The following is a 10,400-nucleotide window of genomic DNA, read 5'->3' on the forward strand; positions in this document are numbered from 1 at the left end:
GTGTCGGATCCGCACCATCCCCATATCCAGACGCACAACGCGTGGGTGGAGTTCCCTATCTTCGACGCCAAGTCACGTTCGCTGAAGAAGGCGGTCCTGGGTAAAGCGGGCGGCACCATCGGGCGCAACAACTCCAACGTCGTCGTCATCGAAGCGTTGCGCGACATCACCATGGAGCTGAACCTGGGTGACCGGGTCGGTCTGGTCGGACACAACGGAGCCGGCAAATCGACGCTGCTACGCCTGCTTTCGGGCATCTACGAGCCCACCCGCGGCTGGGCGAAGGTCACCGGAAGGGTGGCGCCGGTCTTCGATCTGGGCATCGGCATGGACCCCGAGATCTCCGGCTACGAGAACATCATCATTCGTGGGCTGTTTCTGGGACAGACCCGCAAACAGATGCAGGCGAAAGTGGATGAGATCGCCGAATTCACCGAATTGGGCGAGTACCTTTCGATGCCGCTGCGCACCTATTCCACCGGGATGCGAGTCCGCCTGGCGATGGGCGTGGTCACCAGCATCGACCCAGAGATCCTGTTGCTCGACGAAGGCATCGGCGCCGTGGACGCCGACTTCCTGAGGAAGGCCCAGTCCCGGCTGCAGAATTTGGTCGAACGTTCCGGGATCCTGGTTTTCGCAAGCCATTCCAACGAGTTTTTGGCTCGACTATGCAAGACCGCGATATGGATTGACCATGGCGTCATCAGGCTCGCCGGTGGTATCGAAGAGGTGGTACGGGCCTACGAGGGTGAGGACGCCGCCCGGCACGTGCGCGAAGTACTGGCCGAGACCCAGGCCGACAGACAGAACGTCCAGGGATGACTGAATCGGTCTTCGCCGTTGTGGTAACCCACCGGCGCCCCGACGAGCTGGCCAAGTCGCTGGATGTGCTGACCGCCCAGACCCGGTTACCGGACCACCTGATCGTGGTCGATAACGACGGTTGCGGCGACAGCCCGGTCCGCGAGCTTGTCGCGGGACAACCGATCGCCACCACGTATTTGGGGTCACGCCGAAACCTGGGCGGTGCCGGCGGTTTCGCGCTGGGCATGCTGCACGCGCTGGCACAGGGCGCCGATTGGGTGTGGCTGGCCGACGACGACGGGCACGCGCAAGATGCTAGGGTACTGGCAACCCTGCTGGCGTGCGCCGAGAAGTACAGCCTCGCCGAGGTGTCACCGATGGTGTGCAACATAGACGACCCGACGCGGCTGGCGTTTCCGTTGCGGCGTGGCCTGGTATGGCGCAGGCGCGCAAGTGAATTGCGCACCGAGGCGGGCCAAGAGCTGCTGCCTGGGATCGCATCACTGTTCAACGGCGCACTGTTTCGGGCATCCACCCTAGCGGCGATCGGCGTGCCTGACCTGCGGCTGTTCATCCGCGGCGACGAGGTGGAGATGCACCGCCGGCTGATCCGGTCCGGTCTACCGTTCGGAACCTGTCTGGACGCGGCCTACCTGCACCCCTGCGGATCAGACGAATTCAAGCCGATCCTTTGTGGCCGCATGCACGCCCAATATCCCGACGATCCCGGGAAGCGGTTTTTCACCTACCGCAACCGTGGCTATGTATTGTCGCAACCCGGCCTGCGCAAACTATTGGCCCAGGAATGGCTGCGGTTCGGCTGGTTCTTCCTGGTGACCCGCCGCGACCCTAAAGGCCTGTGGGAGTGGATTCGGTTGCGCCGCCTGGGCCGTCGGGAGAAGTTTGGCAAGCCTGGAGGATCTGCATGACATTCATGGATGCTCAAGCTAGCTTCCAGACACAGTCGCGGACACTGGCCCGCGTCCGAGGCGATCTGGTCGACGGGTTCCGCCGCCACGAGCTGTGGCTGCACCTGGGCTGGCAGGACATCAAGCAGCGGTACCGCCGCTCGGTGCTGGGGCCGTTCTGGATCACCATCGCCACCGGAACGACCGCCGTCGCGATGGGCGGCCTGTATTCCAAGCTGTTTCGGCTCGAGCTGTCTGAGCACCTGCCCTACGTCACGCTCGGGCTGATCGTCTGGAACCTGATCAACGCCGCCATCCTGGACGGCGCAGAGGTTTTCGTCGCCAACGAAGGTCTGATCAAACAGCTGCCGGCACCGTTGAGCGTGCACGTCTATCGGTTGGTGTGGCGGCAGATGATCTTCTTCGCCCACAACATCGTCATCTACTTCGTCATCGCGATCATCTTTCCTAAGCCGTGGTCGTGGGCGGATCTGTCGTTTCTTCCGGCGCTGGCGCTCATTTTCCTCAATTGCGTTTGGGTGTCACTGTGTTTCGGCATCCTGGCGACCCGCTACCGCGACATCGGCCCGCTGCTGTTTTCCGTTGTGCAGTTGTTGTTCTTCATGACGCCGATCATCTGGAACGACGAGACCCTGCGTCGGCAGGGCGCGGGCCGCTGGTCGAGCATCGTCGAGCTCAACCCGCTGCTGCACTATCTGGACATCGTGCGGGCGCCACTGTTGGGCGCTCACCAGGAGCTGCGGCACTGGCTGGTGGTGCTGGTGTTGACCGTCGTCGGCTGGATGCTGGCGGCGTTCGCGATGCGGCAGTATCGCGCGCGGGTGCCCTACTGGGTGTAGGGACTATTCCGGCGGCTATAGCCGACCGGCTTCTTTCACGCGGCTTGCGCGTGACGGGCCGCCGTTGATCTCAAGATCGGCTGGCAACGGCCGCGTACCAGCGGCAGCATGGATTAGGTTCACCGTTTGCCGATGAGGCTCAGAGGGCGGGACGGATGGAAATACTTGTCACCGGGGGCGCGGGCTTCCAGGGAAGCCATCTGACCGAGTCACTGCTGGCCAATGGGCATTGGGTCACTGTCCTCGACAAGTCTTCGAGGAATGCGGTTCGTAACATGCAGGGATTTCGTTCGCATGACCGCGCCGCGTTCATATCCGGTTCGGTAACCGACGGCCAGACGATCGACCGCGCGGTGCGGGACCATCACGTCGTATTTCACCTGGCCGCGCATGTCAACGTGGACCAGTCCTTGGGCGACCCGGAGAGCTTTCTCGAAACCAATGTCATGGGAACCTACCGCGTCCTGGAAGCCGTCCGGCGCTACAGGAACCGCTTGATATACGTATCGACGTGCGAAGTCTACGGCGACGGACACAATCTCAAGGAAGGCGAACGACTTGACGAACACGCGGAGCTGAAGCCGAACAGTCCATATGGCGCTTCCAAGGCGGCGGCCGACCGCTTGTGCTACTCGTACTTTCGCTCCTACGGACTCGACGTCACGATCGTCCGTCCGTTCAACATCTTCGGCGTCCGCCAAAAGGCTGGGCGATTCGGCGCGCTGATTCCGCGGCTGGTCCGCCAGGGCATCAACGGTGAAGGCCTGACAATCTTCGGCGCAGGTAGCGCAACCCGGGATTACCTGTATGTCAGTGACATCGTGGGCGCGTACAACCTGGTATTACGAACTCCAACCCTGCGTGGTCAGGCCATCAATTTTGCCAGCGGGAAAGATACCCGGGTGAGGGACATCGTCGAGTATGTTGCGGACAAGTTCGGTGCCAGGATCGAGCACCGCGACGCTCGCCCCGGAGAGGTCCAGCGCTTTCCCGCTGACATTTCGCTTGCCAAAGCATCGGGTTCCAGCCGCAAGTCGAAATTTGGGACGGCATCGATCGCTATATCAATTGGGCCAAGGATCAGCCCCAATACCCATATGAGCAGGACGGGTTTAGCGGTTCCAGCGTTCTCTAATACACCCGTCGCCGCCATCGTCTGCCGGTAAAGTGGGCCGAAATGGCGCGGAACTACCAGCTGGAAGGATTACCTCCCATTCGATGGTGACCGTAGCACGCCGACCGGTGTGCCCGGTGACGCTGACACCGGGTGACCCGGCGCTAGCGTCGGTGCGCGACCTGGTCGACGCGTGGAGCGCGCATGATGCGCTGGCAGAGCTGGTCACGATGTTCGGCGGCGCGTTTCCGCAGACGGACCATCTGGAAGCGCGGCTGGCGAGCCTGGACAAGTTCAGCACGGCATGGGACTACCGGGCGCGCGCACGTGCAGCACGAGCGCTCCACGGCGAACCGGTGCGGTGCCAGGACTCCGGCGGTGGGGCGCGATGGCTGATCCCCCGCCTGGACTTGCCGGCCAAGAAGCGGGACGCGATCGTCGGGTTGGCGCAGCAGCTGGGGCTCACCTTGGAATCGACCCCGCAGGGAACAACCTTCGACCACGTTCTAGTCATCGGCACCGGACGTCATTCCAACCTGATCCGGGCCCGCTGGGCCCGGGAATTGGCAAAGGGTCGCCAGGTTGGTCACATCGTGCTCGCCGCCGCATCGCGTCGATTGCTGCCCTCCGAGGATGACGCGGTCGCGGTCTGTGCGCCGGGCGCACGCACCGAATTCGAGCTATTAGCGGCCGCGGCAAGGGACGCATTCGGCCTGGACGTCCACCCAGCGGTGCGGTATGTGCGCCAGCGGGACGACAACCCGCACCGGGACAGCATGGTGTGGCGCTTCGCCGCCGACACCAATGACCTAGGCGTTCCGATCACCCTGCTGGAGGCGCCATCGCCGGAGCCCGACAGCAGCCGCGCCACCTCGGCCGACACCTTCACGTTTACCGCACACACGCTGGGTATGCAGGACTCAACGTGTCTGTTGGTGACCGGGCAACCGTTCGTGCCCTACCAGAACTTCGACGCACTGCGAACTCTGGCGCTGCCCTTCGGGATACAGGTGGAGACAGTGGGCTTCGGCATCGACCGCTACGACGGGCTGGGTGAGTTGGACCAACAACACCCTGCCAAGCTGCTGCAGGAGGTCCGCTCGACGATCCGGGCGGCCCGAGCCCTGCTGGAACGGATCGAGGCCGGCGAGCGCATGGCTACCGATCCTCGGCGGTGATGGTGCATGGCGTGGCCGGCGGGTAGCTGCCCGATACGGCTCGCAACCGTCCCGGTGGCGGCCACGGCCGTAGTCCCATGTTGGCTAGGTACCGCACCGGATTGACATGCCCGTCCTGCGTGCGGACCTCGAAATGCAGATAACCATCTGCCGATTCGCCTTGCGCACCGATGGTGCCCAGTTGCGCTCCCGCGGCGATTCGATCACCAAGGACAAGGCGGCCCTCGTCCCCGGGCCGAAATACATAGACAACGTCGAGCTCGCAGCGTGCGATCGTCAGCGACACCAGGCCATCGACCTCGTCGATCGCGCTGACGGCCCCGGAAGCGACCGCGTAGACGGGTGTTCCCGGATCGGTGGCGAAGTCGACACCGGGATGGAAACCACCCGCGTGCGGACCGTACCCGCGGCCGATCGCGCGCGGCTCCCGGTCGATCGGCAGCCGCCCGCCCGGCTCGAGCGGATCGAAGTCGCCGCGGATGCGCCGCCGGTAGTCGGCTTTGAGCAGGTCGACCTCGTCGAGTGCGTAGCCAAACAACAAAGATCGGTCGTAGGCCACCCCGAAGTTGAACCGATAGTCCGGATCGAGCCGCAGATAGTGCTCCACCCTCAAGATCCGTTCCGCCAGCGTCGACCAGCCGCTATGCACCAGCCGAACCCCCGGAAGCTGTCCGATGCGACCGTGATCGGTGATGTTGGCCGGCCAATGCGGGTTGTGCATCAGCTTGCCGCCTGCCCGCAGACCCGGGTACCAGCGCCACAACGGTCCACGTAGCGCTTCGGCGGTTCCCATCACCGGAATCAGGTCGGGATACTCCGGATCATCCCAGCGTGACACCATCGGACACATCAGCGCCACGATGTCGTCCGGTGTGCGGGCTAACACCGCCCGAAGATCGATGTCGGTCTCGACCAACCAATCGGCATCGACCATCATCACCCAGTCCGGGCGGCAGAAGTCCGCCATCCGATACAGCAGTTCCAGCCCGGCGGACTCAGGAATCAGCCATGGCGTGGGCGGCAGATCTGGTCGGGCCCGCACCACGTTCGTCACCGCAGGATGGTTCGCCAGGATCTCGGCGGTGTCATCGGTGCTGCGGTCGTCGATCACGTAGATGTCGTCGCTGAACACGGCCAACGAGTCCAACGTTGCGGCTAGTGTCCGCCCGGCGTTGTGCGCACGCGTCATCGCCAGAATCCGCATGCCGCCTCTCTATCACCCCAGAACACAGGTCCAGTAGTTGGGTCTGTCCGCCAATCCAGCGGGAAGGGCGGGCGCCGCGGGCAGATCGTGGGCGGCCAGCAGCTGCGCGGTGGTGGTCCCCACCGAGCGCCATCCGTGGTTGTCCAGGTAGCCGGACACCTCGTGGCGGGGGCCGGCATAGTTGAGTGCCCAGATGTCCAGATGAAAGCCATGCTCTCGCCAGCCTCGGGTCGCGGTGCGGATCATCTCTTCCACCCGAGCGGAATCCCGATCCGCAGAACCGAGGAAGGCCTCGAGGGCCAGCCGGCTCCCGGGCGCGCTCAAGTCGGTGACGTGGTCCAGCAGACGATTCTGCGCGTCCGGGGGAAGGTATCCGAACAAACCCTCGGCGATCCACGCGGCCGGCTCGGCCGCATCGAAGCCGCCGCGGCGCAGCGCATCGGGCCAATCGTGACGCAGGTCGGCCGGCACCATCCGCAGATCCGCGGTCGGCTGGGCACCCAAGCCGGCGAGCGTTTGAGCCTTGAACTCGAGCACCCGAGGCTGATCGACCTCGAACACCGTCGTATCCGCCGGCCATGGCAGCCGGTACCCGCGTGCGTCGAGCCCCGACGCCAGGATCACCGCTTGCCGAACGCCGGCGGCGGCCGCGTCCAAGAAGAACTGATCGAAGTAGCGGGTGCGCACCACCAACTCGGTCGTCATTCGCTGCAAGCCCCAGGCCGCGTCGGGGTCGTCCACATCGGCAGCATCCAGTTCTCCGGTTGCCCATCGGGTGAGGAACTCGACACCCACGGCACGAACCAACGGTTCGGCGAACGGGTCGTCGATGAGGGGCTGGGCCGCCCTGGCCGCCCTGGCCCTTCCCGCGGCGACCAGCGTGGCGGTCGCGCCGACACCGGTGGCTAGGTCCCAGCTATCGTCGTCGGTACGCGCCACGGATCCATCTTCGGCCCGGTCCGGCCGCCAACGCTCCGCTGTCGACCCGAACAACCGGTTACAACTGCGTGACGAATATCGATGACGGCTGCACCTTAAGGGTGTAACACTGAAGCGCCACGAATCCGATTTATCGTCCTGTGGTGATCGGTGAAACGGCACCCACAGCACGCTATTAGGTAAACAGCTATCCGGGCGCAGGCGACAACGCAGTCACCGAAGCGCCGCGAAAGGTCGGCGGACGTGAGCGAGAAAGTCGAGTCAAAGGGGCTAGCGGATGCGGCACGCGATCACCTCGCGGCTGAGTTGGCCCGGCTGCGGCAGCGACGCGATCGGCTGGAGGTCGAGGTCAAGAACGACCGGGGCATGATCGGCGATCACGGCGACGCGGCCGAGGCGATACAACGTGCCGACGAACTGGCCATCCTCGGTGACCGGATCAATGAACTGGACCGGCGGCTGCGCACCGGGCCCACCCCCTGGAGCGGGTCGGAAACGCTGCCCGGCGGCACCGAGGTGACCTTGCGGTTCCCTGACGGTGAAGTCGTCACGATGCATGTAATCTCCGTCGTCGAAGAGACGCCGGTGGGCCGAGAAGCCGAAACCCTGACGGCGCGCAGCCCACTAGGTCAGGCCCTGGCCGGTCACCAACCCGGCGACACGGTGACCTACTCGACCCCGCAGGGTCCTAATCAGGTCCAGCTGCTTGCTGTCAAGCTGCCCTCATAATTCGCACACCGCACCAGGCTCGCCGCCCCCATTAGACTTCCCCCGATGATCCGATCGGAGTCTGGTGCCGCGCCGCCACGCCAACACCTGCACCTGTCGGCACAGGTAATGCGGTTCGTTGTCACCGGCGGCCTCGCTGGGATAGTTGACTTTGGCCTCTACGTCGTGCTGTACAAGGTGGCGGGCCTACAGGTCGACCTGTCCAAGGCCATCAGCTTCATCGTCGGCACCATCACCGCGTACCTGATCAACCGCCGGTGGACATTCCAGGCCGAGCCCAGCACGGCCCGATTCGTCGCGGTCATGCTCCTCTACGGAATCACCTTCGCCGTGCAGGTCGGACTCAACCACCTCTGCCTCGCACTCTTGCACTACCGGGCGTGGGCCATCCCCGTCGCGTTTGTGATCGCGCAGGGCACCGCCACGGTAATCAACTTCATCGTGCAGCGAGCCGTGATCTTCCGGATCCGCTGAGCCGGTCAGGGTCGAATCGGGCGGGTACCCTCTTTGACGATGTTGAGCGTGGGAGCTACCACTACCGCCACCCGGCTGACCGGGTGGGGCCGCACAGCGCCGTCGGTGGCGAATGTGCTTCGCACCCCAGATGCCGAGATGATCGTCAAGGCGGTGGCTCGGGTCGCCGAGTCGGGGGGCGGCCGGGGTGCTATCGCGCGCGGGCTGGGCCGCTCCTATGGGGACAACGCCCAAAACGGCGGTGGGTTGGTGATCGACATGACGCCGCTGAACACTATCCACTCCATTGACGCCGACACCAAGCTGGTCGACATCGACGCCGGGGTCAACCTCGACCAACTGATGAAAGCCGCCCTGCCGTTCGGGCTGTGGGTCCCGGTGCTGCCGGGAACCCGGCAGGTCACCGTCGGCGGGGCGATCGCCTGCGATATCCACGGCAAGAACCATCACAGCGCTGGCAGCTTCGGTAACCACGTGCGCAGCATGGACCTGCTGACCGCCGACGGCGAGATCCGTCATCTCACTCCGACCGGCGAGGACGCCGAACTGTTCTGGGCCACCGTCGGGGGCAACGGTCTCACCGGCATCATCATGCGGGCCACCATCGAGATGACGCCCACTTCGACGGCGTACTTCATCGCCGACGGCGACGTCACCGCCAGCCTCGACGAGACCATCGCCCTGCACAGCGACGGCAGCGAAGCGCGCTACACCTATTCCAGTGCCTGGTTCGACGCGATCAGCGCTCCCCCGAAGCTGGGCCGCGCGGCGGTATCGCGTGGCCGCCTGGCCACCGTCGAGCAATTGCCTGCGAAACTGCGGAGCGAACCTTTGAAATTCGATGCGCCACAGCTACTTACGTTGCCCGACGTGTTTCCCAACGGGCTGGCCAACAAATATACCTTCGGCCCGATCGGCGAACTGTGGTACCGCAAATCCGGCACCTATCGCGGCAAGGTCCAGAACCTCACGCAGTTCTACCATCCGCTGGACATGTTCGGCGAATGGAACCGCGCCTACGGCCCAGCGGGCTTCCTGCAATATCAGTTCGTGATCCCCACAGAGGCGGTTGATGAGTTCAAGAAGATCATCGGCGTTATTCAAGCCTCGGGTCACTACTCGTTTCTCAACGTGTTCAAGCTGTTCGGCCCCCGCAACCAGGCGCCGCTCAGCTTCCCCATCCCGGGCTGGAACATCTGCGTCGACTTCCCCATCAAGGACGGGCTGGGGAAGTTCGTCAGCGAACTCGACCGCCGGGTACTGGAATTCGGCGGCCGGCTCTACACCGCCAAAGACTCCCGTACCACCGCCGAAACCTTTCATGCCATGTATCCGCGCGTCGACGAATGGATCTCCGTGCGCCGCAAGGTCGATCCGCTGCGCGTATTCGCCTCCGACATGGCCCGACGCTTGGAGCTGCTGTAGATGGTTCTTGATGCCGTAGGAAACCCCCAGACGGTGCTGCTGCTCGGTGGCACCTCCGAGATCGGGCTCGCCATCTGCGAGCGCTACCTGCACAATTCGGCGGCCCGCATCGTGCTGGCCTGCCTGCCCGACGACCCACGGCGGGAGGACGCGGCCGCTGCGATGAAGCAGGCCGGCGCGCGGTCGGTGGAGCTGATCGACTTTGACGCCCTGGATACCGACAGCCACCCGAAGATGATCGAGGCGGCCTTCTCCGGCGGTGATGTGGACGTGGCTATCGTCGCGTTCGGCTTGCTCGGCGACGCCGAAGAGCTGTGGCAGAACCAGCGCAAGGCGGTGCAGATCGCCGAAATCAACTACACCGCAGCGGTTTCGGTGGGCGTGCTGCTGGCTGAGAAGATGCGCGCTCAGGGCTTCGGTCAGATCATCGCGATGAGCTCGGCCGCCGGTGAGCGGGTGCGACGGGCGAACTTCGTCTACGGCTCCACCAAGGCCGGTCTGGACGGGTTTTACCTGGGGTTGTCAGAAGCGCTGCGCGAGTACGGTGTTCGTGTGCTGGTGATCCGGCCCGGCCAGGTGCGTACCCGGATGAGCGCGCACCTCAAGGAAGCTCCATTGACCGTCGACAAGGAGTACGTCGCCAACCTCGCGGTGACCGCGTCCGCAAAAGGTAAGGAATTGGTTTGGGCGCCAGCAGCGTTCCGCTACGTCATGATGGTGTTGCGTCACATCCCGCGGAGCATCTTCCGCAAGCTGCCCATCTGA

10 protein-coding genes and 1 pseudogene are annotated in these 10,400 nt (G+C 64.3%); 9 read left to right on the top strand and 2 right to left on the bottom strand.

The window, feature by feature from the left end:
- From wzt to FF952_RS19930, 5 genes and pseudogenes are all read left to right on the top strand, one after another.
- Entirely contained in the window at nucleotides 1-822 is an 822-nt protein-coding gene (gene wzt / locus FF952_RS19910) for a galactan export ABC transporter ATP-binding subunit Wzt/RfbE (RefSeq protein WP_003420603.1), read from the top strand.
- Complete coding sequence (gene glfT1, locus FF952_RS19915; RefSeq protein ID WP_003420606.1) at nucleotides 819-1,733, top strand: galactofuranosyltransferase GlfT1; 915 nt, start codon at nucleotides 819-821, stop codon at nucleotides 1,731-1,733. Before wzt ends, glfT1 begins: the two co-directional genes overlap by 4 nt.
- On the top strand, nucleotides 1,730-2,572 hold the full coding sequence (gene wzm / locus FF952_RS19920; RefSeq protein ID WP_003420610.1) for a galactan export ABC transporter permease subunit Wzm/RfbD: 843 nt from the start codon (nucleotides 1,730-1,732) through the stop codon (nucleotides 2,570-2,572). Before glfT1 ends, wzm begins: the two co-directional genes overlap by 4 nt.
- 155 nt (nucleotides 2,573-2,727) lie before the next feature.
- A pseudogene (locus tag FF952_RS19925) lies at nucleotides 2,728-3,707 on the top strand (NAD-dependent epimerase/dehydratase family protein).
- An 83-nt stretch (nucleotides 3,708-3,790) separates the two neighbouring features.
- Nucleotides 3,791-4,864: a hypothetical protein gene (locus FF952_RS19930; protein ID WP_003420615.1), complete on the top strand. Its 1,074-nt coding sequence runs from the start codon at nucleotides 3,791-3,793 to the stop codon at nucleotides 4,862-4,864.
- Here the strand turns inward: FF952_RS19930 and FF952_RS19935 are convergent.
- Nucleotides 4,845-6,068, bottom strand: a complete 1,224-nt coding sequence (locus FF952_RS19935; protein ID WP_003420618.1) for a peptidoglycan DD-metalloendopeptidase family protein — start codon at nucleotides 6,066-6,068, stop codon at nucleotides 4,845-4,847. The two genes, FF952_RS19930 and FF952_RS19935, sit on opposite strands and share 20 nt — an antisense overlap.
- Before the next feature lie 12 nt (nucleotides 6,069-6,080).
- The gene (locus FF952_RS19940; RefSeq protein ID WP_003420620.1) at nucleotides 6,081-7,007 is read right to left on the bottom strand and encodes an SAM-dependent methyltransferase; all 927 of its coding nucleotides are present in this window, start codon (nucleotides 7,005-7,007) and stop codon (nucleotides 6,081-6,083) included.
- A 243-nt stretch (nucleotides 7,008-7,250) separates the two neighbouring features.
- Between FF952_RS19940 and FF952_RS19945 the strand changes: the two genes are divergently transcribed.
- From FF952_RS19945 to dprE2, 4 genes are all read left to right on the top strand, one after another.
- Nucleotides 7,251-7,736 carry a GreA/GreB family elongation factor gene (locus FF952_RS19945; protein WP_003420624.1) on the top strand — a complete coding sequence of 162 codons (486 nt, stop codon included), beginning with the start codon at nucleotides 7,251-7,253 and terminating at the stop codon, nucleotides 7,734-7,736.
- 108 nt (nucleotides 7,737-7,844) lie between these two features.
- On the top strand, nucleotides 7,845-8,210 hold the full coding sequence (locus tag FF952_RS19950; RefSeq protein ID WP_003420627.1) for an arabinogalactan biosynthesis protein: 366 nt from the start codon (nucleotides 7,845-7,847) through the stop codon (nucleotides 8,208-8,210).
- Between the two features lie 39 nt (nucleotides 8,211-8,249).
- Nucleotides 8,250-9,635 (top strand): decaprenylphospho-beta-D-ribofuranose 2-dehydrogenase DprE1, encoded by a 1,386-nt coding sequence (gene dprE1, locus FF952_RS19955; RefSeq protein ID WP_003420630.1) that lies wholly within the window; start codon nucleotides 8,250-8,252, stop codon nucleotides 9,633-9,635.
- The gene (dprE2, locus tag FF952_RS19960) at nucleotides 9,636-10,400 is read left to right on the top strand and encodes a decaprenylphospho-beta-D-erythro-pentofuranosid-2-ulose 2-reductase (RefSeq protein ID WP_003420632.1); all 765 of its coding nucleotides are present in this window, start codon (nucleotides 9,636-9,638) and stop codon (nucleotides 10,398-10,400) included.

It is taken from the genome of Mycobacterium tuberculosis complex sp. N0072 (assembly GCF_030323725.1).
GTDB lineage: Bacteria > Actinomycetota > Actinomycetes > Mycobacteriales > Mycobacteriaceae > Mycobacterium > Mycobacterium tuberculosis.

What these genes read in the sequence shown, in the direction of transcription:
- dprE2 (WP_003420632.1), top strand. Translation starts at nt 9,636, where the DNA reads ATGGTTCTTGATGCCGTAGGAAACCCCCAGACGGTGCTGCTGCTCGGT.
- wzm (WP_003420610.1), top strand. Translation starts at nt 1,730, where the DNA reads ATGACATTCATGGATGCTCAAGCTAGCTTCCAGACACAGTCGCGGACA.
- FF952_RS19930 (WP_003420615.1), top strand. Translation starts at nt 3,791, where the DNA reads ATGGTGACCGTAGCACGCCGACCGGTGTGCCCGGTGACGCTGACACCG.
- dprE1 (WP_003420630.1), top strand. Translation starts at nt 8,250, where the DNA reads ATGTTGAGCGTGGGAGCTACCACTACCGCCACCCGGCTGACCGGGTGG.
- glfT1 (WP_003420606.1), top strand. Translation starts at nt 819, where the DNA reads ATGACTGAATCGGTCTTCGCCGTTGTGGTAACCCACCGGCGCCCCGAC.
- FF952_RS19935 (WP_003420618.1), bottom strand. Translation starts at nt 6,068, where the DNA reads ATGCGGATTCTGGCGATGACGCGTGCGCACAACGCCGGGCGGACACTA.
- FF952_RS19950 (WP_003420627.1), top strand. Translation starts at nt 7,845, where the DNA reads ATGCGGTTCGTTGTCACCGGCGGCCTCGCTGGGATAGTTGACTTTGGC.